The 26,103-nt window shown below is 52.5% G+C and carries 24 protein-coding genes, 1 pseudogene and 1 other annotated feature; of the genes and pseudogenes, 24 read left to right on the forward strand and 1 reads right to left on the reverse strand.

Annotation, left to right across the window (positions count from 1 at the left end):
- Positions 1-10 precede the first annotated feature (10 nt).
- The 20 genes and pseudogenes from ftsZ (at position 11) to pyrE (ending at position 21,541) form a co-directional block, all read left to right on the forward strand.
- Positions 11-1,186, forward strand: coding sequence for a cell division protein FtsZ (gene ftsZ / locus ACTRXG_RS05175; RefSeq protein WP_091610216.1), 1,176 nt, complete (start codon positions 11-13; stop codon positions 1,184-1,186).
- Between the two features lie 89 nt (positions 1,187-1,275).
- The gene (gene pgeF / locus ACTRXG_RS05180) at positions 1,276-2,115 is read left to right on the forward strand and encodes a peptidoglycan editing factor PgeF (protein ID WP_474284243.1); all 840 of its coding nucleotides are present in this window, start codon (positions 1,276-1,278) and stop codon (positions 2,113-2,115) included.
- 19 nt (positions 2,116-2,134) lie between these two features.
- On the forward strand, positions 2,135-2,812 hold the full coding sequence (locus ACTRXG_RS05185) for a YggS family pyridoxal phosphate-dependent enzyme (RefSeq protein WP_474260388.1): 678 nt from the start codon (positions 2,135-2,137) through the stop codon (positions 2,810-2,812).
- A 60-nt stretch (positions 2,813-2,872) separates the two neighbouring features.
- Positions 2,873-3,301 (forward strand): cell division protein SepF, encoded by a 429-nt coding sequence (locus ACTRXG_RS05190; RefSeq protein ID WP_474260390.1) that lies wholly within the window; start codon positions 2,873-2,875, stop codon positions 3,299-3,301.
- An 18-nt stretch (positions 3,302-3,319) separates the two neighbouring features.
- Positions 3,320-3,592, forward strand: a complete 273-nt coding sequence (locus ACTRXG_RS05195) for a YggT family protein (protein WP_022792702.1) — start codon at positions 3,320-3,322, stop codon at positions 3,590-3,592.
- A gap of 16 nt (positions 3,593-3,608) precedes the next feature.
- The gene (locus tag ACTRXG_RS05200) at positions 3,609-4,397 is read left to right on the forward strand and encodes a YlmH family RNA-binding protein (protein ID WP_322524610.1); all 789 of its coding nucleotides are present in this window, start codon (positions 3,609-3,611) and stop codon (positions 4,395-4,397) included.
- 109 nt (positions 4,398-4,506) lie between these two features.
- Positions 4,507-5,019 carry a DivIVA domain-containing protein gene (locus ACTRXG_RS05205; RefSeq protein WP_474260392.1) on the forward strand — a complete coding sequence of 171 codons (513 nt, stop codon included), beginning with the start codon at positions 4,507-4,509 and terminating at the stop codon, positions 5,017-5,019.
- Positions 5,020-5,056: 37 nt separating this feature from the next.
- Positions 5,057-5,288 (forward strand) — a binding site (T-box leader).
- Between the two features lie 54 nt (positions 5,289-5,342).
- Positions 5,343-8,117 carry an isoleucine--tRNA ligase gene (gene ileS / locus ACTRXG_RS05210; RefSeq protein ID WP_474260394.1) on the forward strand — a complete coding sequence of 925 codons (2,775 nt, stop codon included), beginning with the start codon at positions 5,343-5,345 and terminating at the stop codon, positions 8,115-8,117.
- Positions 8,118-8,265: 148 nt separating this feature from the next.
- Positions 8,266-8,763, forward strand: a complete 498-nt coding sequence (gene lspA / locus ACTRXG_RS05215; protein ID WP_474260396.1) for a signal peptidase II — start codon at positions 8,266-8,268, stop codon at positions 8,761-8,763.
- Positions 8,744-9,646: an RluA family pseudouridine synthase gene (locus tag ACTRXG_RS05220; RefSeq protein WP_474284244.1), complete on the forward strand. Its 903-nt coding sequence runs from the start codon at positions 8,744-8,746 to the stop codon at positions 9,644-9,646. The genes lspA and ACTRXG_RS05220 overlap by 20 nt, the downstream gene beginning before the upstream one ends.
- A gap of 218 nt (positions 9,647-9,864) precedes the next feature.
- Positions 9,865-10,401: a bifunctional pyr operon transcriptional regulator/uracil phosphoribosyltransferase PyrR gene (pyrR, locus tag ACTRXG_RS05225; RefSeq protein WP_022792708.1), complete on the forward strand. Its 537-nt coding sequence runs from the start codon at positions 9,865-9,867 to the stop codon at positions 10,399-10,401.
- Positions 10,402-10,493: 92 nt separating this feature from the next.
- Entirely contained in the window at positions 10,494-11,825 is a 1,332-nt protein-coding gene (locus ACTRXG_RS05230) for a solute carrier family 23 protein (protein WP_474280360.1), read from the forward strand.
- Positions 11,826-12,001: 176 nt separating this feature from the next.
- Entirely contained in the window at positions 12,002-12,925 is a 924-nt protein-coding gene (locus tag ACTRXG_RS05235) for an aspartate carbamoyltransferase catalytic subunit (protein ID WP_474260826.1), read from the forward strand.
- Positions 12,922-14,205, forward strand: a complete 1,284-nt coding sequence (locus ACTRXG_RS05240; protein ID WP_474284245.1) for a dihydroorotase — start codon at positions 12,922-12,924, stop codon at positions 14,203-14,205. Before ACTRXG_RS05235 ends, ACTRXG_RS05240 begins: the two co-directional genes overlap by 4 nt.
- Positions 14,202-15,290: a carbamoyl phosphate synthase small subunit gene (locus tag ACTRXG_RS05245; RefSeq protein ID WP_474284246.1), complete on the forward strand. Its 1,089-nt coding sequence runs from the start codon at positions 14,202-14,204 to the stop codon at positions 15,288-15,290. Before ACTRXG_RS05240 ends, ACTRXG_RS05245 begins: the two co-directional genes overlap by 4 nt.
- A gap of 13 nt (positions 15,291-15,303) precedes the next feature.
- Positions 15,304-18,519, forward strand: a complete 3,216-nt coding sequence (carB, locus tag ACTRXG_RS05250; protein WP_474284247.1) for a carbamoyl-phosphate synthase large subunit — start codon at positions 15,304-15,306, stop codon at positions 18,517-18,519.
- Positions 18,516-19,298: a dihydroorotate dehydrogenase electron transfer subunit gene (locus ACTRXG_RS05255; RefSeq protein ID WP_474277262.1), complete on the forward strand. Its 783-nt coding sequence runs from the start codon at positions 18,516-18,518 to the stop codon at positions 19,296-19,298. The genes carB and ACTRXG_RS05255 overlap by 4 nt, the downstream gene beginning before the upstream one ends.
- A pseudogene (locus tag ACTRXG_RS05260) lies at positions 19,295-20,146 on the forward strand (dihydroorotate dehydrogenase); the annotation flags it as partial. The gene ACTRXG_RS05255 and the pseudogene ACTRXG_RS05260, both read left to right, overlap by 4 nt.
- A gap of 56 nt (positions 20,147-20,202) precedes the next feature.
- Positions 20,203-20,925, forward strand: a complete 723-nt coding sequence (gene pyrF / locus ACTRXG_RS05265) for an orotidine-5'-phosphate decarboxylase (protein ID WP_474284248.1) — start codon at positions 20,203-20,205, stop codon at positions 20,923-20,925.
- Positions 20,915-21,541, forward strand: coding sequence for an orotate phosphoribosyltransferase (pyrE, locus tag ACTRXG_RS05270; protein WP_474277267.1), 627 nt, complete (start codon positions 20,915-20,917; stop codon positions 21,539-21,541). The genes pyrF and pyrE overlap by 11 nt, the downstream gene beginning before the upstream one ends.
- A gap of 54 nt (positions 21,542-21,595) precedes the next feature.
- On the opposite strand, the gene ACTRXG_RS05275 is transcribed toward pyrE, so the two are convergent.
- On the reverse strand, positions 21,596-23,332 hold the full coding sequence (locus ACTRXG_RS05275) for an Rqc2 family fibronectin-binding protein (protein ID WP_474284249.1): 1,737 nt from the start codon (positions 23,330-23,332) through the stop codon (positions 21,596-21,598).
- Positions 23,333-23,647: 315 nt separating this feature from the next.
- On the opposite strand from ACTRXG_RS05275, the gene remA reads away from it, so the two are divergent.
- From remA to coaBC, 4 genes are read left to right on the forward strand one after another with little or no spacing between them, the layout of a single operon-like run.
- Positions 23,648-23,911 (forward strand): extracellular matrix/biofilm regulator RemA, encoded by a 264-nt coding sequence (gene remA / locus ACTRXG_RS05280; RefSeq protein ID WP_022792719.1) that lies wholly within the window; start codon positions 23,648-23,650, stop codon positions 23,909-23,911.
- 26 nt (positions 23,912-23,937) lie between these two features.
- Positions 23,938-24,552 (forward strand): guanylate kinase, encoded by a 615-nt coding sequence (gmk, locus tag ACTRXG_RS05285; RefSeq protein ID WP_474260416.1) that lies wholly within the window; start codon positions 23,938-23,940, stop codon positions 24,550-24,552.
- The gene (rpoZ, locus tag ACTRXG_RS05290; protein WP_474260418.1) at positions 24,552-24,806 is read left to right on the forward strand and encodes a DNA-directed RNA polymerase subunit omega; all 255 of its coding nucleotides are present in this window, start codon (positions 24,552-24,554) and stop codon (positions 24,804-24,806) included. Before gmk ends, rpoZ begins: the two co-directional genes overlap by 1 nt.
- 38 nt (positions 24,807-24,844) lie before the next feature.
- A complete protein-coding gene (coaBC, locus tag ACTRXG_RS05295; RefSeq protein WP_474284250.1) occupies positions 24,845-26,101 on the forward strand; it encodes a bifunctional phosphopantothenoylcysteine decarboxylase/phosphopantothenate--cysteine ligase CoaBC in 1,257 nt (418 codons plus the stop codon).
- The last annotated feature ends 2 nt before the right edge of the window (positions 26,102-26,103 follow it).

Raw genomic sequence — 26,103 nt, forward strand, 5'->3', positions numbered from 1 at the left:
AGGACCACATATGTTGGAATTTGAAATGGATATGGACCAGCTAGCCCAGATTAAAGTCATCGGTGTCGGCGGTGGCGGTTCGAACGCTGTGAACCGTATGATTGAGAACGGTTTACAGGGAGTAGAATTTATTGCGGTAAACACAGACGCTCAGGCGCTGAAATTATCAGAAGCAGAAACAAAGCTTCAATTAGGCGGAAAGCTGACAAGAGGCCTGGGGGCTGGAGCGAACCCCGAAATTGGTAAAAAAGCTGCAGAAGAAAGCAAAGAGCAGCTCGAAGAAGCGCTGACCGGTGCTGATATGGTATTTATTACAGCCGGTATGGGCGGCGGCACAGGCACAGGTGCTGCTCCCGTTATTGCTGAAGTAGCCAAAGAAATTGGGGCACTTACCGTAGGCGTCGTTACACGCCCGTTTACATTTGAAGGTAAAAAGCGTGCGGTGCAGTCCTCCAACGGAATTTCTTCTTTAAAGGAAAAAGTGGATACGCTGATTGTTATTCCAAACGACCGTCTGCTTGAAATTGTGGATAAAAGCACACCGATGCTTGAAGCGTTCCGTGAAGCGGATAATGTTCTTCGCCAGGGCGTCCAGGGCATTAGTGACCTGATCGCGGTACCAGGGCTTATTAACCTTGACTTTGCCGACGTAAAAACGATCATGAGCGAAAAAGGATCTGCGTTGATGGGTATTGGTATATCCACCGGAGAAAACCGTGCTGTGGAAGCGGCGAAAAAAGCCATATCAAGTCCGCTTCTTGAAACGTCCGTGGAGGGCGCTCAGGGCGTGCTGATGAACATTACCGGCGGATCCAACCTGAGCCTGTTTGAAGTGCACGAAGCAGCTGAGATCGTATCTGAAGCGTCGGACACGGATGTTAATATGATCTTTGGCTCGGTTATTAACGAGAACCTGAAGGACGAAATCGTAGTTACAGTAATTGCTACAGGGTTTCAGGATAGTGAGGATCAGCGGAGTGCGCAGGGGACGCGCGGCGGAGGCCGCCAGACTGTTTCCCGTCAGCAGCCGACAAGACAGCAGGCGCCGCAGCAGCCACAGCAGCCTGCGCCTCAGCAGGATTGGAAGGAAGAGCCTGTATCTGAAAACGAACCGTCCAGAGATGGACAGGAAGAAGATGAAGGACTCGATATTCCAACGTTCCTGCGCAACCGGCGCCGTCGTTAAGCGCGGGCAGGTGATAGAAGAAAAAAGCGGGCCGGATACGGCCCGCTTTTCTTCGCTAAGGCTGAGGTAATCTATATGAAGCCGTATAATTGATCAATAAGCAGAAGGGTCGTGATGGCATGCAGCCTGAGCCGTTTCACCTTTTAACAAACGGCATTCTCGAGCTGGAAATGAACAGCAAAGCAGTGGCCGCCGGCTTTACCACAAGAGTAAACGGTTCGGGAAAGCCTCCCTACGAGAGTCGTAACACAGCTTTTCATGTAGGGGAAGACAGGAATATAACGATAAACAACCGTATGATCACTGCCGAACATATCGGGCGGCCCTTTTCTACCTGGACTGCTGAAGAACAGGTGCACGGCAGCCGTATCGTAGAAGTCGGCCGCAATGACGCCGGCAAAGGAAGTGAGCAGAGGGAAACCTCTGTGGCAGAAGCTGACGGCATGATTACCCAATCAAAGGAAGTAACGCTTGTCAGTTTTTATGCTGACTGCGTTCCTCTGTTCTTTTATGCAGAAAACTCCGGGGTTGCAGGGCTCGCCCACGCAGGATGGAAAGGCACTGCAGCTGGCATCGGAGCTGGAATGATCCGGGCTTTTGCAGATAAAGGCATCCCGCCTGAACAAATATATGCCGCCATTGGCCCGGCTATATCCGGAGCTAATTATGAAGTGGATGAAACAGTTCTCTCAGCGCTTAAGAATCAACAGGATTTTTCCAGCGGAAAGCCGTGGGTCCAAAAGGCAAACGGGCGGTACGCGCTTGATTTAAAAACAGCCAACAAACTCCTGCTTGAACAGGCAGGCCTGCCGCCTGAACGTATTGCTGTCAGCGGTTACTGTACTTATGCTGAAGAAAAACTGTTTTTCTCCCACCGTCGTGAGAACGGGAAAACTGGACGAATGATGAGTTATATCTATATTATATAGACAGGGAGGATGCTGCACTTTGAACACGGTGGAATCCAACTGGAAAGTGATAAAGCGTAACATCAGCCTCGCCTGTGAAACATCCGGCCGGGACCCGGAGGATGTGACATGCATTGCTGTTACAAAGTACGTGTCTCCGGAGCGGGCGGTAGAGGCAGTAGAAGCTGGAATAACCAATTTGGGGGAAAACCGTGTGGAAGGAGCTCTTGAAAAATACGAAGCTGTTTCCGGACGGGCGGATATTCATTTTATCGGCACCCTGCAGTCAAAAAAAGCGAAAAAGATCATCGGCAAGTGTGCATACATTCATTCGCTGGACCGCTGGAGCCTGGCAGAGGAAATCAATAAACGCTCTGGGGAAACAGTCACCGAATGCTTTGTGCAGGTGAATGTCTCCGGGGAAGAGAGCAAAGCAGGGCTTGGGCTTCAGGAAGTGGAGCCGTTTATCGAATCACTGGTGAAACTTCCCGGCCTTCGGATCGTAGGATTAATGACACTCGCTCCATTTGAAGAGGACGCTGAAAAAACCCGCCCGGTTTTTCGGCAGATGAATGAGATGCGCAGGCGTATCCAGGAAAAAAACTGGGCGCATGCTCCCTGCGGTTATTTGTCCATGGGAATGTCCAACGATTATATGGTAGCTGTTGAGGAAGGCGCTACTCATATTCGTCTCGGTACTTCGCTTGTAGGTGAATAAAAGAATCCGGCGTTAAGTAACAAAACAGCTGGTATCTCTGTGTAAAAAGGAGAGGAGAAGATGAGTTTGCGTTCGAAGTTCCGGCGTTTTTTTGAAATGGACGACGATGTGGTCGAACAGGAGGTTCCTCTTTCTGAAGAAGAACAATATGCCCAGTATGAAAACAGGCAGGGGGCAGCGCCGAGCAACGTGGTGAGCCTGCAGAGTGTACAGAAGTCCTCGAAGGTGATGCTTTTAGAGCCGCGCAGCTACGAAGAAGTGCAGGATATCGCCGATCACCTGTGCAGCCGGAAAGCAGTGATCATTAATCTGCAGCGGGTGCCAAAGGAGCAGGGGCGGCGTATCGTTGATTTTTTAAGCGGTACTGTCTATGCCATCGGCGGGGACATTCAGAAGGTTGGCAGCCACATCTTTTTCTGCGCACCTGACAATGTGGATATTTCTGGAGCTATTACAGATATTATGTCCGAACGGGATGAACATTATTAGACAGAAAGGAGAGAGATTATGCAGCTTATAGGTTCTTTGCTGATTAGTTTAATCAGTATTTACCGGATTGTGTTAATTGTATATATTTTCATGTCCTGGTTCCCGAACGCGAGAGAATCTACGATCGGCCAGTTTATCGGTTCGATTTGTGAACCGTATTTGGAGCCGTTCCGCCGATTTATTCCGCCGCTCGGCCCGCTTGATATTTCGCCGATTGTGGCAATCATCGTACTCTTTTTTGCAGAATCCGGCATCCGGGCGCTGTTTTTCAATGCCGGGGCGTTGTTCTAATTGAGGTGAATACAACATGAATATGCTCGAACACTTCCGGCCGGAAGAAAGAGCCTGGGTGGAACAGGCATCAGACTGGAAAGAAGCAGTGGAAACAAACTTCGAAAGACGGCTGACCGATTTTCTTGATCCGCGGGAGCGGGATATTTTAGCGTCAGTCATCGGAAAAGATGAAACTGTCCATTATGCTTTTGCCGGGGGAAACGATGATGCTGAGCGAAAGCGGGCGCTGATTTACCCGTTTTACGAACAGCCGGAGCAGGAGGATTTTCAGCTGATATTGTTTGAAATATCCTATCCGCAGAAATTCGCTTCTCTTGAACACAAGGATGTTCTCGGGGCCCTGATGGGCATCGGGTTAAAACGGGAGAAGTTCGGTGATATTCTGGAAGGGGAAGGATGCTTTCAATTCGTAGCAGCTGCCGAAGTCCGCAGCTATATTGAGCTGAACCTTCCCAAAATCGCCAACGTTTCCGTAACGCCGGTGGAAAAACCGTTTTCCGCTATGCTGCCGATAGAAGAGCAGTGGGTGGAACGCGAAACGACGGTTTCTTCGCTTCGGCTTGATACATTTATGGCAGAAGCATACCGGCTTTCAAGAAGCAAAACGCTCCCATTCATAGAAAAAGCGAAGGTGCGCGTGAACTGGAAAAAGGTCGACCAGTCCTCCTATATGCTGCGCCCCGGGGATTATGTTTCGGTACGCGGGCTTGGCCGCTCCAAATTGATGGAGGTGCTCGGACGCACGAAAAAAGATAAGCAGCGGATTGTGTACGGAATTAAAGAGCAGAAAAGAAAGAAATAACTTTTTTTCTTTTGAAGGAAGGAACTGCCTTTTTCGCCGCGAATGCAGTAAAAGGCAGCAGGCTTTCGGGCCGGTATACATACTTGAATTGTAGAAAGGGTGAAAGACTTTGCCTTTAACACCACTGGATATTCATAATAAGGAATTCACAAGAGGTTTCCGGGGATACGACGAAGATGAAGTAAACGATTTTTTAAAGCAGCTCATTAAGGATTTTGAAGATGTGATTCGTGAACGTGACGAGCTGTATGACCGTACAAAAGAGCTCGAAGACCGGATTAATCATTTCTCAAGCATTGAAGAAACGCTGAACAAGTCGATTTATGTAGCCCAGGAATCGGCAGAAGAAGTGCGGAAAAATGCCGAGAAGGAAGGGCAGCTGACGGTGAAGGAAGCGGAGAAAAATGCGGACCGGATTATCAACGATGCCCTGAACAAATCCCGCCGGATCGAGCTTGAAATTGAAGAATTGAAAAAGCAGGCTTCTGTTTACCAGACTAAATTTAAAATGCTGCTCGAAGCCCAGATGGAAATGCTTCATTCGGATGAATGGCTGAATCTTTCCGAGGAAGAACCGGCTGAGGCGGACGTTTATGCAGGCGACGGCGAACGTCTTGACTAACACCAGCAACTAGATTATACTTTTGCAATATCATATTCGATAAACGTTGAAGGGGAGCAGGCAGTAATGTACCGGTCTCAGCGATCTGCGGTTGGTGTAAGCGCAGAACCAGGGCATTTTTGTTATCACCCCGGAGTTCCTTAACTGAACAAAGCAGTAAGTTAAGGCGGCTTTGAAAAAGCCGTTATTGCCAATGAAGAGACAGGCAGGGAGCCGTATGGCCTCCTGCGCTCATCAGGGTGGTACCGCGAGTCATTCTCGCCCCTATGCACAGGGGCTCCGAATGGCTCTTTTTGTTGTAAGAAAAAAAGGAGGATGCGGAAATGAGTTACAAAGAATCGCTGTTAATGCCAAAAACCAAATTTCCAATGCGCGGCAATCTGCCAAATAAAGAACCGGAACGCCAGAAAATGTGGAACGAGCAGGACATCTATGAGCAGGTGCAGGCCCGCACTGAAGGCCGCCCGCTGTTTGTGCTGCACGACGGACCTCCCTATGCCAACGGGGATATCCATATGGGGCACGCTCTGAATAAAGTACTCAAGGACTTTATCGTCCGCTATAAATCAATGACAGGCTACCATGCGCCGTACGTGCCGGGCTGGGATGTTCACGGGCTTCCGATAGAAACGGCGCTTTCGAAAAACAAAAAAGTCGACCGGAAAAAAATGACGACAGCTGAGTTCCGTGCCGCGTGTGAAGAATATGCGGAAAAACAAATTGACCGGCAGCGGGAGCAGTTTAAACGTCTCGGAGTAAGAGGCGATTGGGAGAACCCATATGTGACGATGCATCATGAATACGAAGCCCAGCAGATCCAGGTATTCGGCGAAATGGCCAAGCGCGGCCATATTTATAAAGGCAAAAAACCGGTCTACTGGTCGCCATCCTCGGAATCGGCCCTGGCAGAAGCAGAGATCGAATACCACGATATGCGCTCTCCGTCGATTTACGTGTCGTTTGCGGTTAAAGACGGCAAGGACGTTCTCGAGGGCGATGAAAAATTTATCATCTGGACGACGACTCCGTGGACGATCCCGGCAAACCTGGCGATCACTGTTCATCCAGAGCTTGACTACGTCGTCGTGAAGGCGAATGGAGAAAAGTATGTTGTAGCCGAAGGACTGCTAGAGGAGCTTGAACAAAAGCTTGAGTGGGACGGCTATGAGATTACAAAGCGCATGAAGGGCAGCGATCTGGAATACGTCATGGCCGAGCACCCTATTTACGGCCGGGATTCCCTCGTCATTCTCGGCGATCACGTAACGCTTGATGCAGGTACCGGCTGCGTGCACACAGCTCCGGGCCACGGGGAGGAAGACTTTGTGGTAGGACAGCAGTACGGTCTGGAAACACTTTGTCCCGTCGACGATAAAGGAGTATTTACCGACGAAGCCCCGGGCTTTGAAGGACTGTTTTACGATAAGGCGAATAAAGCGATTACGGATAACCTCGATCAGCTCGGGGCGCTTTTGCAGCTGAACTTCTTCAGCCACTCTTATCCGCATGACTGGAGAACGAAAAAGCCGGTGATTTACCGGGCGACTGACCAGTGGTTTGCATCGATCGAAAACATCCGGGGCGAGCTTTTAGACGAAATCAGCCAGGTGACATGGACTCCGGCTTGGGGAGAAACGCGACTGTACAACATGGTGCGTGACCGGGGCGACTGGTGTATTTCAAGACAGCGTGCCTGGGGCGTGCCAATTCCGGTCTTTTATGCTGAGGACGGCGAAGCGCTTATTAACGATGAGACCATCCAGCACGTAGCCGAGCTGTTCCGCAGCCATGGCTCCAACGTATGGTTTGAGTGGGAGACAGCCGATCTGCTGCCGGAAGGCTTTACGTCGGAACACAGTCCAAACGGCATTTTTACAAGAGAAATGGATATTATGGACGTTTGGTTCGACAGCGGCTCGTCCCATCAGTCAGTGCTTGAGGCATCTCCGCTTCTGCAGCGTCCGGCTGATATGTATCTTGAAGGCTCCGATCAGTACCGCGGCTGGTTTAACTCTTCTCTTACAACAAGTGTTGCGGTTACCGGAAAAGCGCCGTACCGTTCCGTACTGAGCCACGGCTTTACGATGGACGGAGAAGGCAAAAAAATGAGCAAATCGCTCGGTAATACAATTTCACCAAACGACATCACAAAGCAGCTCGGCGCAGATATTCTAAGGCTCTGGGTGTCGAGCGTTGACTATCAGGCGGATCACCGGCTCTCGGACAACATTTTAAAGCAGATCGCTGAAGCGTACCGCAAGATCCGTAACACGTTCCGGTTCATGCTCGGAAACCTGAGCGATTTTGATCCGGATAAGCACCGGGTTGAGCCGTCGGACTGGAGCGAGCTTGATCAGTATATGCATCTGCGCCTGCAGGATTTGGTTGCAAAAATCCGTGCCGGCTATGAAGAATACCAGTTTGTGAACGTTTATCAAACGTTCCACAACTTCTGCACCGTGGATCTGAGCTCATTTTATCTTGATATCGCCAAGGACACGCTCTATGTCGAGCATGAAGACGATGTCCGCCGCCGGGCTGTGCAGACGGTGCTGTATGACACGTTAACAGCTCTCGTGCAGATGATCGCACCGATCATTCCGCATACGGCCGAAGAGGTATGGGAATTCATCCCTCAAACAGAAGCTGACAGCGTACAACTGACGGATATGCCGCAGGCGGACCGTTCGACAGAGGATGAAGAGCTCCGCAGGAAGTGGGATCGTCTCATGGATGTCCGGGACGATGTATTAAAGGCCCTTGAGACAGCGAGAGGAGAAAAAGTGATTGGCAAGTCGCTTGAAGCCTCGGTAGATATCTACGCAGACGGGGAAGTAAAGGATATGCTGCAGAGCGTAACCCGTTTAAAAACGCTATTTATTGTTTCGAAGGCAGAAATTGCCGGTTCAGCGTCAGAGGCCCCGGCGGAAGCAGCGAAGCTCGACGAAGTAAGCGTTGTTGTAGGAGCAGCGGAAGGTGAACGCTGCGAACGCTGCTGGGAAGTGACCGAAACGGTGGGAGAAGACCCGGCATATCCGGATCTCTGCAGCCGCTGTGCCTCGGTCATGCATCAAAAAGAGAACGTCAGTCAGTCATAGCATGTGAGGAGCCCCTTTTTAGCAGGGGCTCTTTTTTTATGGAACGTAAAGCCCGGAAGGATCGACCCGGGCGCTGTTCGCACCGGCGAATATATGCTAAAATGCTAAGGATGGAACGCATACCGCAAGAGAGGATGAAAGAGTCCGTATGAAAATCATTAAGTGGCATTATCTGCTGGCTGCGCTGATTATTATTTTCGATCAGGTAACCAAATACATAGTAGCTGCCTCCATGCGCATTGGAGAAAGCATTGAAGTGATCCCGTCTTTTTTATATCTGACCTCTCACCGGAACGCAGGAGCGGCCTTTGGTATACTGCAGGGGCAGCGCTGGTTTTTCTTAATTATTACGATCGTCGTGATAGCAGTAGTGGTGTATTACATGCAGCAGTATGGTACGCTCTCATTTACTTTTGGCATCCCGCTGGCCCTCGTTCTTGGAGGAGCTGTTGGAAATTTCATTGACCGTATGCTTTTTGGTGAAGTTGTAGATTTTGTTGATGTCTACCTGTTCGCTTATAATTACCCTATTTTCAACGTTGCAGATGCTGCCCTGACAGTAGGTGTAATCTGGTTGATTATCGGTATGTTTTTAGATGAAAGATCACGAAAGAAGGAAGAAGCACATGAATCCACGAATTATTGACGAAGAAGAGCAGGGAACAAGAATCGACCGTTTGATGACAGACGAATTGGAAGAGTCGCGTTCAGTCATTCAGCAATGGGTGAAAGAGGGATGGGTCACAGTCAACGGCGGCCGTGTGAAAAATAATTACAAGCTGCAGGCCGGCGACCGGATCGACGTCACTGTACCTGAAGAAAATCATGAAGAAATGACGCCGGAAGAGATCGATCTTGACATACGCTATGAGGATGACGATGTGGTGGTGATTTACAAACCGAGGGGGATGGTTGTGCATCCGGCACCGGGGCACACCCGCGGAACATTGATGAACGGGCTGCTGCACCGTTATCCGGTATGGCAGGACCACCCCGAAGCCCGGGCAGGGCTGATTCACCGCCTGGATAAGGATACGTCCGGCCTCCTTATAGCAGCCAAGCATCCTGAGGCTTACGAGCAGTTATCCGCTCAGATGAAGGAGCGGAAAATAGAGCGGAAATATAAAGCAATTGTGCACGGAGAGGTGCCGCACGAAACAGGGAAAATTGATATGCCGATCGGCCGTGATCCCCATGACCGTCAGAAAATGGCGGCGGTGCGCGAAAACTCGAAGCCGGCAGTCACTCACTTTCAGGTGCTCCAATGGTGGCACAAATACACATTTGTGGAGTGTGAGCTCGAAACCGGACGGATGCACCAGATCCGTGTGCATTTTGCCGAGATCGGCCATCCGGTGGCCGCTGATCCGAAGTACGGACGCCGAAAGACTCTTTCTCTTCCGGGGCAGGCGCTACATGCGTACCGGCTCCGCTTTGAGCATCCTGTGAATGGAAAGTGGATTGAATTGGAGGCGGAGCTGCCGGAGGAGATGCAGGCTGCTATTGATGAACTTAACAAAACTAGTTGACCGCACAAAAAAAGACTGTCATAATACGTAATAACGAAAAAAACGAATGCCTTTTTAACACAGTCCCGTGAGGCTGAGAAGAGGTGGTGACTGAGCGCAGAAGTACCCAGGGCGGCGTATGTGTAATACCCGGCCTGCGGGTGAATGTGCCCGGATCCGCAAGCTCTCATCCTTACGGGATGGGGGCTTTTTTTATGAAGTAAAGGAGGATGGTGCAGATGGAACGGGTGCTTTTGGATGAACAGGCAATCCGGAGAGCTCTGACGAGGGTATCGCACGAAATTATTGAACGAAACAAAGGCGTGGAAGACTGTATCCTGGTTGGAATCAAAACGCGGGGCATTTACATTGCCAACCGGCTAGCGGAAAGTATCGAACGGATTGAAGGAAACGCGATTCCGATTGGCGAAGTGGACATTACGATGTACCGCGATGATTTATCCCACAACAATAACAGCCAGGAGCCGGAGCTGCACGGGGCTGTGCTTCCCGGAGAGATTACCGGAAAGACAGTGATTCTGGTGGACGATGTGTTATATACCGGCCGGACCGTGCGGGCAGCCATGGACGCCATGATGGACAGCGGCCGTCCGGCACAGATTCAGCTGGCAGTGCTCGTGGACCGTGGGCACCGGGAGCTTCCCGTTCGACCGGACTACATCGGCAAAAACGTACCGACCTCCCGGGAAGAAATTATCGCTGTCAACATGGCAGAAGAAGACGGCGAAGACCAGGTGAGTATCCATTCTGCGTAACAAGATTTCTCTTTAATTTGAACCAGTGAGTTCAAAAAGGGATGAGACGAAAGCGTTTCTTCCCTCCATGCCAATATTAATGGAGGTTTATCATGAAAAATAACGAAGATATCCATATCCAGACCCGACCGGCCCCGGCTACGTGGCTGATTCTGAGCCTGCAGCACCTGTTCGCCATGTTCGGGTCAACAATACTCGTGCCGGCGCTTACAGGACTCAGCCCAGCCGTAGCTCTTGTATCCAGCGGTCTTGGAACACTTGCCTATCTGGCAATCACCAAAGGACAGATACCGGCTTATCTCGGCTCGTCATTCGCCTTTATTTTCCCAATCATTGCCGCTTTATCCATCGGGGGCCCGGGCGGCGTTATGCTCGGCTCGCTCGCTGCAGGGCTTGTTTACGGCATTACGGCGCTGGTTATCCGAAAAGCCGGTGTAGGCTGGCTGATGAACATTCTGCCGCCGGTAGTAGTCGGCCCGGTCATTATGGTCATCGGCCTTGGCCTTGCGACGACAGCAATCGAAATGTCGATGAACTACAACGCAGACACCGGAAACTACAATGAACCGATGCGCCATATGAGCGTAGCCGCCGTAACACTTGCAATTGTCATTGTCGCTTCGGTATTCTTCCGAGGATTTTTCCGGATCATTCCCGTGCTGTTTGGCATTATAGGCGGCTACTTGACGGCGCTTGCTGCCGGAATGGTAAATACAGGCGCCATCGGAGAGGCTGCCTGGATTCAGGTGCCGGATTTCTCCGTACCGTTTGCCACGTACAGCCCGGATTGGAGCTGGAGCGTTATCGCGATCATGGCACCGATTGCGCTGGTGACCATTGCTGAACATATCGGCGACCAGCTCGTATTAAGCAAAGTAGCGGAAAAAAACTTCCTCAAGTCCCCGGGGCTTCACCGTTCCATCATGGGCGACGGGGTGGCAACCATGTTTGCCGCCGTGCTTGGGGGACCGCCGAACACGACCTACGGGGAAAATATCGGAGTGCTTGCCATCACCCGCGTATTCAGCGTGTACGTGATCGGCGGGGCCGCCGTGCTTGCTATCAGCTTTGGATTTATCGGAAAGGTGGAAGCCTTTATCGCAAGCATCCCCGGAGCCGTAATGGGAGGCGTTTCGATCCTGCTGTTTGGTATCATTGCCTCGAACGGCCTCCGGATGCTGATTGATAACAACATTGACCTCGGCATTAAGCGGAACCTGATTATCAGCTCCGTCATTCTGGTGACCGGTATCGGAGGAGCGTTCATCGAAATCGGGGAATACTTTGAAATATCAAGCATGGCGCTTGCCACCGTGATCGGCATGGTGCTGCACGCAGTGCTGCCGGGAAAGGAAGATTCCTACGGCAACCGGTCGATGTTTGAATCCGTAAGTACATCTACCTCAAAAAATAAGGCAGCTTGATCATCCTTTAAGGAAGTACAGAGAGACATCCAAGGTTGAACGGCATGAAAACACTTCCGTCAGCAGACTATCCTGCGCGGGGCGTTTCTTCATACCCGTACACCTGGAGTCTTTCCGACTCCGGGTTTTTTATATAGGATCGAGGCGCTTAAAAAGGAGCGGAAACGATGATGAATATGAAATCTTCAAAAACAGCAGCAGTCCAGCACGTGCTGACGATGGAGGAATGGGATGTGCGGCAGATCCATGAGCTGCTGGCGAGGGCGAATGCATTTGCAGACACGGAGCGGGAACGGAAAAGCCTTCCGTTGTACGCAGCGAACTTATTTTTTGAGCCCAGCACCCGGACCAAGCTCAGCTTTGAAGCGGCCGAACAGAACCTCGGTCTCGGAATTCTTCACTTCGATGCTGCCACCTCAAGCGTAAAAAAGGGAGAGAGTCTGTACGATACGGTGCGCACAATCGAAAGCATTGGGGCTGACGTGGTCGTTATCCGTCACGAGCAGGAACGGTACTTTGATGAACTGCGGGACTCTATCAGCATCCCCATTATTAATGGAGGGGACGGCTGTGGGCACCACCCGACCCAGTCGTTTCTGGATTTAATGACGATTCAGCAGGAATTTGGACGGTTTGCCGGCGTGAAGGTTGTCATTGCCGGCGATATCCGGCACAGCCGGGTTGCCCGTTCAAACGTGGAGGTATTGGAGCGTCTTGGAGCGAAGGTATATGTATCGGGACCAAAAGAATGGATGGATGAAGCCATGAGCAGCCGCTTTATACCAATGGATGAAGCGGTGGAGGTGGCGGACGTTATGATGATGCTCCGCATTCAGCATGAACGGCATACGGTCCAGCTGATAGCCGGACCGAACGATTATCACGAAGCATACGGGCTCACCATAGAGCGTGCGCAGCGCATGAACAATAAAAGCATTATTATGCACCCGGCCCCGATCAACCGGGGAGTGGAGATCGCGGACGAGCTCGTGGAGGGCGGCCGCTCAAGAATATTCAAGCAGATGACAAACGGTGTTTTTATCCGGATGGCTGTGCTTGACCATGTATTAAGACAGGCTAAAGGAGGAGATTGGAAATGAACGGATGGATTATCAATGCGCAGGTGTTCACCTCCGGGGAAACCATCGAACCACAGGATGTACTGATTGAAAATGGGCGTATCCAGGAAATCGGCAGGGCGCCGGAGGAGGCTGAAGTAGTACTCGATGCGAAAGGAAGGCTGCTCAGTCCGGGCCTGGTTGACGTGCATGTGCATCTTCGTGAGCCGGGAGGCGAGCACAAAGAAACGATTTATTCAGGTACAAAGGCGGCAGCGAAGGGCGGATTCACTACCGTTTGTCCAATGCCGAACACGTACCCGGTGCCAGACTCCGCAGGAAAGCTTGATCTGCTGTATGAGCGTATCGAAGCCACGGCTGTGGTACGTGTCCTTCCCTACGCCTCCATCACAGAAAAACAGCAGGGGGCCGAACGTACGAACATGAAAGCTCTGAAAGAGCATGGGGCCTTTGCTTTTACAGATGACGGAGTGGGTGTGCAGGATGCCTCTGTCATGTACGAAGCCATGCAGGACGCCGCAGCGCTCGATATGCCGGTGGTGGCGCACTGTGAAGAAAATACGCTCGTGTACGGCGGCAGCGTGCACGCCGGGAGGTTTGCGGAAAAAAACGGACTCAAGGGCATACCGGCGGTAGCTGAATCCGTTCATATCGCCCGTGACATTCTGCTTGCTGAAGCGGCCGGCTGCCACTATCACGTATGTCACGTGAGCACGAAGGAATCTGTGCGGCTGATCCGCGATGCAAAACGTGCCGGCATCCATGTAACAGCCGAAGTCACACCACATCATCTGCTGCTAAGCGAAGACGACATTCCGGAGGTGGATACGAACTATAAAATGAACCCGCCTCTTCGCTCCCGCGGCGACCGGCAGGCGCTGCTTGAAGCCTGGCTCGACGGGACCATTGATTTTATAGCGACCGACCACGCCCCTCACGCTGCAGAAGAAAAGGCACGGCCGATAAGCGAAGCTCCGTTTGGCATTACAGGGTTTGAAACGGCCTTTCCGCTTTTATATAACGAACTGGTATTAAACGGAGTATGTACTCTGGAATATCTGCTCGCATCAATGACAGGGCGTCCGGCCAAAGTGTTCGGACTCGCTGCCGGCACGCTTACCGCAGGTGCTGCTGCAGACCTGACGCTCATAGACCTGGAGGACGAGGAAACGGTCGATCCTGCTCAATTTGTGTCAAAAGGAAAAAACACACCATTTACCGGCTGGAAGCTGAAGGGCTGGCCAGTTCTCACGATCGTAGACGGGAAGACAGTGTATGAAAAGGAAGAGGTGCAGCAATGAAGCGGAAATTAATACTGGAAAATGGAGCAGTTTTTCACGGAGAAGGCATTGGAAGCGAACGGGAAACTGTAGGGGAAGTCGTATTTAACACCGGAATGACCGGTTATCAGGAAATTTTATCCGACCCGTCCTACTGCGATCAGCTGGTGACACTGACGTACCCGCTGATCGGCAACTACGGTATTAACCGGGATGACTTCGAAACGATGCATCCCTCTGCCGGCGGACTGATCGTCAAGGAAGCAGCTTCGCACCCGAGTAATTTCCGAAGCATCGGCACGCTCAGCGAATGGCTTTACGAAAAGGATATTCCCGGCCTGTGCCGCATTGATACACGCCGCCTGACGAAAATGATCCGGACCGCCGGTACACTGCGCGGCAGACTGTGCGCAGAAGAAGCGGAAGAAGAGGAAATCGTCCGGGAGCTGCAGCAGTGGATTGATCCCCGGGATCAGGTGTCCCGGGTCAGTACGAAAAATGCCTATCATGCACCCGGCAACGGCAAACGGGTGGTTCTGATGGATTACGGGGCTAAACACGGCATCACCCGGAATCTGCTCAGCCGCGGCTGCGATGTGTTTGTGCTCCCATACAACGCCACGGCGAAAGAAGTGCTTGCCCTGAACCCGGACGGAGTAATGCTCAGTAACGGCCCCGGAGATCCTGAAGACGTGCCGGAGGCCGTGGAGACGCTCCGTAACCTGATCGGGGAAGTACCGGTGTTTGGGATATGTCTCGGACATCAGCTGCTGAGTCTCGCCTGCGGGGCCACCTCGTCCAAGCTTAAATTCGGCCACCGCGGAGGCAACCATCCGGTCAAGCAGGTAAAAACCGGGCGGGTGGATATAACTTCCCAGAACCATGGCTATACGGTGGACCGGGATTCGCTGATGGGAACGGACCTGATCCTGACGCATGTCAACGTCAACGATGGCACAGTTGAAGGCGTCGAACACCGGGAATATCCGGCATTCAGCGTTCAGTACCATCCGGAAGCATGCCCGGGACCGAGCGATGCCAACGACCTGTTCGACCAGTTTGTCCGTCTAATGAACCGTTACGAAAAAGTACCTACTCGAATGTAAAAGGGGAGTCACCATGCCAAAACGTACAGATATTCAAAAAATATTAGTGATTGGCTCCGGCCCTATAGTAATCGGCCAGGCGGCGGAGTTTGACTATGCCGGCACCCAGGCGTGCCAGGCGTTAAAGGAAGAAGGATACGAGGTCATTCTAATTAATTCCAACCCGGCAACCATCATGACGGATACCAACATTGCCGATCAGGTCTACATGGAGCCGCTCACCCTCGAGTTTGTCGACCGGGTAATCCGTAAAGAACGGCCCGACGCCATTCTGCCGACCCTTGGCGGTCAGACCGGCCTGAATATGGCGATGGAGCTGCACCGCCACGGGCTGCTCGAGCGGTATGATATTTCCCTTCTTGGCACCGAGCTGTCTGCCATTGAGCAGGCAGAGGACCGGGAGTCCTTCCGGAACCTGATGTATGAGCTGAATGAGCCGGTTCCGGAAAGCACCATCGTACACAACCTGCAGGAAGCAGAAGCCTTTGTGGAGGAAATCGGTTATCCGGTTATCGTACGGCCGGCTTATACGCTGGGCGGCACCGGCGGCGGCCTGGTGGACAATCATGATGAGCTGGTGGAAATCGTCGGCTCCGGGCTCAAATACAGCCCGGTAACCCAGTGCCTGCTTGAAAAAAGCATTGCCGGATTTAAAGAGCTTGAATACGAAGTAATGCGCGACAGCTCCGGGCAGGCAATTGTTGTCTGTAACATGGAAAATATTGACGCAGTCGGTGTTCATACCGGGGATTCGATCGTAACCGCCCCGAGTCAGACACTTGCCGACCGGGAGTACCATATGCTCCGCGACTCGTCTTTGAAAATCATCCGGGCGCTTGAAATTGAAGGCGGCTGCAACGTGCAGTTTGCGTTGTCTCCGGACAGCTTTGAATATTACATCATCGAGGTGAATCCGCGGGTGAGCCGTTCGTCGGCACTTGCGTCCAAAGCGACCGGCTATCCGATTGCCAAGCTGGCAGCAAAGATTGCGGCGGGCTATAAGCTCGATGAGTTAAAGAATCCGATTACAGGGACGACGTACGCAAGCTTTGAGCCGGCCCTTGACTATGTGGTAACAAAAATCCCGCGCTGGCCGTTTGACAAATTTGAAGCAGCGAACCGCCGGCTCGGTACGCAGATGAAAGCGACCGGAGAAGTGATGGCCATCGGACGCTCATTTGAGGAGTCCATTTTGAAAGGCATCCGGTCACTGGAACTCGGACGTGCTTTTCTGACGCATCCGGATTACGCAGAGGCATCCGAGGAAAAACTGATAGATAAACTTATTCGCGCGGACGATGAGCGGCTGTTTTACATCGGGGAAGCGCTGAAGCGCGGGTACTCGCTCGAACAGCTGCACACATGGACAAAAATTGATTTGTTTTTCCTTGAAAAATTCGCGGGTATTGTCAAGGTTGCAGAAATGGCACGCTCCTATCCAAATGATGAAGAAATACTGCGGATGGCAAAGACAACCGGCATGGCTGACGAAACACTTGCGGCCTACTGGAATACGACAGAGAAACAGGTGCGCAGCCAGCGCCTCGAGCTGGGTATTACGCCGGTGTATAAAATGGTCGACACGTGTGCGGCGGAATTTGAGTCCGAAACGCCGTATTACTATTCCTCCTATGAAGAAGAAAACGAAAGCAGCAAAACCGGGCGTCCGTCTGTCGTCGTCCTCGGTTCCGGCCCGATACGGATCGGGCAGGGAGTTGAATTTGACTACGCGACGGTGCATACCGTCTGGGCGCTGCAGGAAGCGGGATACGAGGCGATTATTATCAACAACAATCCGGAAACGGTGTCGACAGACTTCAGCGTGTCAGACAAGCTGTACTTTGAGCCGCTTACAGTGGAAGATGTAATGCACGTAGTCGATGTAGAACAGCCGGAGGGCGTCATCGTTCAATTCGGCGGTCAGACCGCCATTAACCTGGCGGATGGTCTCGCTGAGCACGGCGTGAAGATTCTTGGCACTACACTTGAGGACATGGACCGGGCAGAGGACCGGGATAAATTTGAAGCGGCGCTGCAGTCGTTGAAAATTCCTCAGCCGCTCGGCCGTACAGCGGTCAGCACCGAAGAGGCACGGGTGGTGGCTGCTGATATCGGCTATCCGGTTCTGGTCCGCCCGTCGTATGTCCTTGGCGGACGGGCGATGGAGATCGTCGGCAGTGAAAAAGAACTGCTTAATTACATGGAGCGGGCCGTACGCGTCAACCGCAAGCACCCGGTGCTGATCGATCGTTATATGGTCGGAAAAGAAGTGGAGGTCGACGCGATTTCAGACGGAGAGACGGTGCTTATTCCGGGGATCATGGAGCACATTGAACGCGCCGGCGTGCATTCGGGCGATTCGATTGCGGTCTATCCATCGCAGACGCTCTCAGAGCAGACGAAGCAAACACTTGCCGAGCGGACAATCGCTATCGGAAAAGGTCTGAACATCAAAGGACTGCTGAACATTCAGTTCGTTATACACGAAGATGAAGTGTATGTGCTTGAAGTGAATCCGCGGGCAAGCCGCACCCTGCCGTTTTTAAGTAAAATTACCGGATGTCCGATTGCAAAGCTTGCCACCCGGGTCATGGTCGGTGAAAGCCTTGCTGCCCTTGGGTACGAAAGCGGTCTGCTTCCGGAAGCGGAAGGCGTTTCGGTCAAGGTGCCGGTCTTTTCCTTCGCCAAGCTCCGCCAGGTGGAAATATCTCTCGGCCCGGAAATGAAATCGACAGGTGAAGTGATGGGCCGGGATCAGACGCTCGAGAAAGCATTGTATAAAGGTCTGATCGCTTCCGGGATGAAAATTCCAAATCACGGCACCGTGCTGTTTACTATTGCCGATGAATGGAAAAAGGAGGCGCTTGCGCTTGCCAGGAGGTTTCATGCGATCGGCTATACGATTACAGCGACCCAGGGAACCGCTGCGTGGCTGAACAAGGAAGGCATTCCGGCTTCCTCGGTCGCAAAGGTGGAAGAAGAATCGCCAAACATTCTGGACTTTATCCGGGAAGGCAAAGCCCAGTTTGTCATTAACACGATGGAAAAACAGAAAAAAGCGGCGGCGGACGGCTTCCGGATCCGGCGGGAAGCGGTGGAAAATGAAGTAGTATGTCTCACATCCCTCGACACGGCCGGAGCCTTGTTGAAGGTGCTTGAGATGATTACCTTTTCCACAGAAGCCATGCCTGCGATGAAAGAAGATCGTACAAACGAGGTGATGGCGTGATTCAAAAAGAATGGATGAGCGTCGTTTCCATCGACGAAATCGCAGCGTCGATTTTTGAAGTTGTGCTCGAAGGTGATATGCCGGGGCGTATCCAGGCACCGGGACAATTTGTGCATGTGAAAACGTCCCCGCATGTCGCTCCGCTTCTGCGCCGTCCGGTCAGTATTAGTGAATACTGGCCTGACCAGCGGCGGATGGCGCTTGTTTTCCGGGCCGAAGGGGAAGGTACAAGCCGGATGGCGGCCTGGCGTGAAGGCGACGAAGTGGATGTGCTCGGGCCGCTCGGCAACGGTTTTGATACGAGTGACGTGGGCGAAGGAGAAAAGGCGCTGATTGTCGGGGGCGGCGTCGGCGTTCCGCCGCTGCTCGGTCTAGCTAAACAGCTGACTGGCCAGGGCGTCCGGGTGCAGACCGTGCTCGGCTTTGCCGATGAATCCAGTGCGTTCTTCCGGGATAGGTTCGGCGCGCTCGGGGACTGCTTTGTGAGTACCATTGACGGAAGTATAGGGGAGGCCGGCTTTGTCACAGATGTGATTGACCGCCAGGGGCTTTCCTACGATGCTATTTACGCCTGTGGACCGCTGCCAATGCTTCGTGCGCTCGACAGCTCCTATGCGGCCGCAAAAGGGAAGCTTTCCCTTGAGGAACGTATGGGCTGCGGCATCGGCGCCTGTTTTGCCTGTGTGTGTCACACTACAGACGACCCTGACGGGACAAGCTACCGGAAGGTTTGCAGCGACGGCCCGGTCTTCCCGTGGGGAGAGGTGGTGCTGTCATGAAACTGCATGTAAGCCTGCCCGGGCTTGAAATGAAAAACCCGGTTATGCCGGCAAGCGGATGCTTTGGCTTTGGAAAAGAATTTTCCCAGCTGTATGATCTCAATGACCTCGGAGCCATTGCGATTAAAGCGACCACCGAAGAAGCGCGGTTCGGTAATGAAACACCGCGGGTGGCAGAAACAGAAGCAGGCATGCTGAACGCTATCGGTCTGCAGAACCCGGGGCTTAAAGGAGTAACGGAACACGAACTGCCGTGGCTCCAGCAGTTGGATACACCGGTGCTTGCAAATGTTGCGGGAACAAAAATGGAGGACTACGAAGCGGTGGCGGCCGGACTGTCGGAATCCGGTATGGTGGCAGCGCTGGAGCTCAATATTTCCTGTCCGAATGTGAAAGAAGGCGGCATTACGTTTGGCACCGACCCGAAGCTTGCGGCAGAGCTGACGAAAAGGGTGAAGCACGTGTCTGATGTGCCGGTTTATGTCAAGCTGTCGCCCAACGTGACGGATATTACCGAAATTGCCAAAGCGGTGGAACATGCCGGCGCGGACGGTTTGTCGCTGATTAACACATTATCGGGGATGAAAATTGATCCGGTGACGCGCAAGCCGCTGCTCGCTAATGAAATCGGGGGCCTTTCGGGTCCGGCCATTAAGCCGGTAGCCATCCGGATGGTATATCAGGTGCGGCAGGTAACAGAACTGCCTATTATCGGCATGGGCGGCATTATGGGCATGGAGGACGTGCTGGAGTTTATGATGGCTGGAGCTGATGCGGTCGCTGTCGGAACAGCAAACATCAGCAACCCGTTTGCCTGCCCGGAAATCATTCAGGAGCTGACAGACTGGGCCGGCTCTGAGACGGCTGCGGACTGGGCCGGCTGGAAGCGGGGCGGGGTGAAAGCATGAAGGGCCGTCCCCTGATCATTGCCATGGACGTGCCGGATAAACCGGAGGCGGATGCCCTGCTCGCTTCATTCGGACAGAAATCACTGTTTTTAAAAGTCGGCATGGAATTATTTTATAAAGAAGGCCCAGCGCTTGTGGAGGAATGGAAAGCAAAAGGACACCGGGTATTTCTTGACTTGAAGCTGCATGATATACCCAATACGGTCCAGCGGGCAGCCGCTCAGCTTGCCCGGCTGCAGGTGGATCTTGTCACGGTTCATGCTGCTGGCGGAAGCCGGATGATGGCGGGTGCTGTAGAAGGCCTGGAGCAGGGCACCCGGTCCGGGCAGAAGAGACCTGCCTGCATAGCGGTCACTCAGCTGACGAGCACCTCTGAAACGATGCTGAAGGAGGAGCTTGGCATACCACTTTCGATGAATCAAGCAGTGGCGGCTTACGCGGATCTTGCCGAACGGTCGGGGCAGGACGGCGTTGTCTGCGCTGCCGGGGAGGTGCCGCTCATTAAAAGCACCCGCAGCCGCTCTTTTATTACCGTGACCCCGGGAATTCGCGGGGCAGGTGAGGAGGCGGGGGACCAGGCCCGGGTAGTGACACCACAGGCCGCCGCAGATTTTGGCAGTGACGCGATCGTCGTCGGACGCAGCATTACAAAAGCTGCTGATCCGGCTTCGGCTTACGAACAAATGGAACAGGAATGGAGAATGCCCAATGCAGAATGAAGAACTTCTCAGCAGGGATCTGCTGACCATTGAAGCAGTGACACTGCGCCCGGATGAACCGTTTACCTGGTCTTCCGGTATACGCTCCCCGATTTACTGCGACAACCGGCTGACTCTTTCTTATCCGGACGTACGGACCCGGGTGGCAGAAGGATTGGCGGAGCTTATCCGGAGCAATTACCCTGATGCTACGATCGTTGCCGGCACTGCCACGGCCGGGATAGCTCATGCGGCGCTTGCAGCAGACAGGCTCGGCCTGCCGATGTGCTACGTGCGCGGTTCCTCCAAATCCCATGGTAAAGGCAATCAGATTGAAGGCCGGGTCACTCCGGAGGATAAAGTCGTAATTGTTGAGGATTTAATCTCCACAGGTCAAAGCATGATCACGGTCCAGCAGGCTCTTCTGGACGCAGGAGCCGACGTACTCGGAGCGGCTGCGATTTTCACGTATGAGCTGGAGGAAGCCGGAAGGCAGCTTAAAGAAGCGCGGCTGCCGGTGAAAACACTGACTAATTACTCTGCCCTGATTCAGATTGCAGCTGAGGAAGGCTACGTGCAGGAAAACGATATCGAACGTCTGCAGGAATGGAAACAGGCCCCGGCATCCTGGGCGTAAATACGAATTAAAAAGCTCCCTCCGGACAGCTGGGCTGTGTCGGAGGGAGCTTTTTTATTTTGCAGCGGTCTGGGCTTTGGCCCGGTTTTTCATTTCAAGGACAAGGCTTTCCTCCGGAGTGACAAACAGGGTGGACTGCTGATCGTAGGTCACAAACCCGGGCTTGGCGCCGTTTGGTTTTCGTACGTGACGGATCAGGGTGTGGTCGACCGGCACCGAGGACGAGGAGCGCGCTTTGGAGAAATAGGCGGCAAGGACAGCCGCTTCCTTTAACGTTTCCTCGTCTACGTCTGTGGAGCGGATCACCACATGGGATCCGGGGATATCTTTCGTGTGCAGCCAGGTGTCTCCGGCGTTTGCCACCCGGTTGGTGACGTATTCGTTCTGGCGGTTGTTTTTTCCGACAAGCAGAAGTGTGCCGGCCGAGGAAACGTACTGCTCAACCTGCGGTTTCGTGCTTTTTTTCTGCTTTTTCTTTTGAACACGCTTTTTCAGATAGCCGCCGTCCGACAATTCTTCACGTATGTCGTCAATGTCGGATGGGGCAGCCGTTTCCACCTGCTGAATTAGCCGGTCGAGGTAATCAATCTCGCGACGGGTCAGCTTAATCTGTTTTTTCGCCTCGGATAGTGAGGTTTTAGCTTTGTTGTAGCGTTTAAAATACCGCTGGGCATTATCTGACGGCGAGAGTTCAGGCTCAAGCTCAATGGTAAGCGTGCCGCCTTCCGGATCGTAGTAATCCGTTACTTCGATTTCGTTTTCACCGCCGCGGATCTGGTGCATATGGGCGGTTAACAGCTCCCCGTATTTTTGATAGACGAGCCGGTTTTCGGCCTGCGTAATCGTCTGGCGCAGTTTTTTCAGCTTGCGCTCGTTTTTTTCGCGCTCGTTCTGCAGAAAACGTTCGAGATCATGGGCCTGCTGATGCACCCGGTCACGTTCGGCTTTGCCGTTATGGTAGCGGTCGAGCATGGCGCTCACCGAGTCAAAACTTTCCTTCGAACCATCCACATGAGTAAGGTCAATGGCGCTGTAATATTCTTTATTGGCTTCGGTGGTCACAATCTGCGGCTGAAAATTCCCGTTATTAACGTCGTTCATGAGCGAAGTAAACGTATCGGCCAGCTTCTGGAGCGAACCGAGACCAGCACGATGCGCGGCCTCTTTGGCGCTCTGGGGAGAAATTCCTTCAAATGCCTGCATCAGCTGGCGGTCGAGCTTGCCCTGGTTGGCGTCGAGTGCTCTCAGCACGTCACCGGCTTCAGCTTCGAGGGGGTTCGCCTTATGCTGGGACGGTGGTCCAACATATTCCTGACCGGGAAGAATCGTGCGGACGGTGTTTTGGGCCGGGGAAATATGCTTCATGCTGTCCAGAATATGCGTACGGTCCTCATTAAGAAGCACGACATTACTGTGCTTACCCATAATTTCCATAACCAGGGTCCGTTCCGTAAGATCACCGATTTCATCTTTGTTTTCAATGCGTAGCGAAACGATCCGCTCAAGTCCCTGCTGTGACACTTCCCGCACGAAACCGCCTTCCAGGTGCTTGCGCAGCAGCATGCAGAACATGGAAGGCTCCTTGGGATTCTGGTACTTTTCGTCTGTCAGATGCATTCTTGACAGGGAAGGGTTCACCGACAGCAGCAGCTGGTGGTTTTTGCGGTTCGCCCGCACTGAAATGACCAGGTCGGTTTTGTAGGGCTGGTGTATTTTTGTGATCCGGCCGTTTTGGAGTGTCTGCTGGACCTCCTGGACAACGGCCTGGGTCATGATTCCGTCAAAGCTCACGTTCGATCATCCTTTACTCGTACAAGCAGGAGAAATTCTTCTGCTGCTTGCGTTCTGTACGGTGGATTATAGCATAATGAAAAGCGCGCCGTCTTGTCTGCTGAATAAACATTGGTTGTGGGCTGAAGAGATATTGTTTACAATATAGAAGTACATAATGTTCGGGCCTCGCCGCGAAGCATCGTTTGTGACGCTTGAAATAATCGTGCTATACTGAAGCAGGAGAACAACTCGTCAGGAACCGCAGAAGAAAACATATATGAACCATTTTTTCAGGCAGCAGCTAGAGGGATGGTCCGACCAGGAGGGGTAGTTTTGAGCATTAAGCTAATCAACATCGGATTTGGAAATATTGTGTCGGCAAATCGGATTATTTCTATCGTCAGCCCGGAATCAGCACCAATCAAACGGATTATTCAGGAAGCCAGGGACCGTAACATGCTGATTGATGCCACCTATGGCCGAAGGACGAGAGCGGTTATTATTGCAGACAGCGACCATGTTGTGCTTTCTGCGGTTCAGCCGGAGACAGTCGCCCAGCGGCTGCATACAAAAGATGATGATTCATCGGACGAATAAGATTGTGAAATGAGGCGTGTCAACCTATGAAAGATGATAAGGGATTATTGATTGTTCTTTCCGGCCCGGCCGGTGTAGGAAAAGGTACGGTATGCGGAGCGCTGCGCGAAGAGGATACGAATATTGAGTATTCCGTATCCGCTACTACCCGGGCCCCGCGTCCCGGGGAGGAGCACGGAGTAAATTATTTCTTTCATTCGAAGGAAGAGTTTGAAAAAATGATCGAGGAAGGCCGGCTGCTTGAGTGGGCGCAGTATGTAGACAACTACTACGGGACCCCGCTTGATTACGTTCAGGAAACCATTGAACGCGGCAAAGACATTATTCTCGAGATTGAAGTGCAGGGCGCAGAAAAGGTGAAGGAGCGTTACCCGGAAGGCACGTTTATTTTCTTAATGCCCCCAAGTCTTGCCGAGCTCCGCAGCAGGATCGTCGGACGTGGGACGGAAACATCCGAGTTGATTGACAAACGGATGACTGTGGCCAAAAATGAAATTGACATGATGCAGATGTATGACTATGTAGTGGAAAACGATGAAATTGAAAAAGCGGTCTCCCGCATCCGCTCTATTGTCACTGCAGAACACTGCAAGCAGGAACGCCTGATTGAAAAATATAAAGAATTAGCGGAGGTGGAATAATGGCTTCAAACAGAAACGACGAAGGAATGCTGTATCCGTCCATTGACCAGCTGCTCGGTCATATCAATTCCAAATATACGCTAGTATCCGTCTCAGCACGGCGCGCGAGAGACCTCGAAGAAATCGACGGGGCGCTCCCAATGATCGATAATGCAAAATCTGTGAAGGCAGTAGGCATCGCTCTCGAAGAAATCCAGGCAGGCGTGCTCGGCTACCGCCAGGGTGACTACGAAGAACACGACTACGAAGAATAACCGAAAAGGAACGGGCACCAGATAAGAAGAAGCAACCTATGGGATTACGTAGGTTGCTTTTTTTAGCCTGGAAGCGCCTGTTAAAGGAGGACAAAGCTGTGAAAGGCAAAAAAATTGTACTCGGTGTCACAGGAGGAATAGCTGCCTTTAAAGCCGCGGCGCTTGCAAGTAAGCTGTACCAGGCGGGGGCGGAGCTGCGCATTATTATGACGCCGGAAGCCAAAGAGTTTATTACCCCGCTCACATTTCAGGCACTGACACGATCAAGAGTGTACGACGACACGTTTGCAGAAGCCGACCCTTCAGTCGTTTCCCATATTGATGTGGCGGACTGGGCAGACGTATTTATCGTAGCGCCTGCGTCGGCCAACACACTCGGAAAGCTTGCGAACGGACTCGCAGATGATATGCTCACCACCACAATGATGGCGACACTGGCCAACGTATACGTTGCACCGGCGATGAACGTAAACATGTATAATCATCCGAGCTTTCAGCGCAATAAGGAAACGTTAAAGCAGGACGGCTACCGGTTCATTGAACCTGGAGAGGGTTATCTTGCCTGCGGCTGGATTGGCAAAGGCCGGATGGCTGAGCCCGAGGACATTATGCAGTTTGTCCAGGATGCCGAAGATGTCGGCACTCCGCTTACCGGCAAACGAGTGCTTGTGACTGCTGGTCCGACGCATGAGCATATCGATCCCTTCCGGGTCGTTACCAATCCGTCCAGCGGAAAAATGGGGTTTGCGATCGCTGAGGAAGCAGCCCGGCGGGGAGCAGAAGTGACGCTGGTTGCAGGACCGGTGACGCTCTCCACGCCTGGCGGCGTCCAGACAAGAATCGACGTCGGAAGCGTGGATGATATGCGCGAAGCCGTGCTCACCCACTACGATACGTCGGATGTGGTAATTAAAGCAGCTGCTGTGTCCGATTACCGGCCGGAGACCGTGCATGAAAAAAAGCAGAAGAAAAAGGACGACGGTCTTGAAGTGCCGATGGTGAAAACACCGGATATTCTCCAGGAGCTCGGAGAGAAAAAGAAGCATCAGCTTTTGATCGGCTTCGCTGCAGAATCGGAACGCCTCGAGGAATATGCAGAAAGCAAGCGGCAGCGTAAGAATGCCGATTTAATTGTAGCCAATGAAATCGGGAAAGCGGGTTCGGGCTTTCGGGCCGATGAAAATACTATTACCTTCGTGGATAAAAACGGAGCTGTTTCTTTTCCCACCCAGTCGAAGCACGAGGCAGCGGCAGAAATTATGTCCTGGCTGCAGAAACGAATAGGAGACGCGTAAAT

It is taken from the genome of Marinococcus sp. LNSP9103-4 (assembly GCF_056034345.1).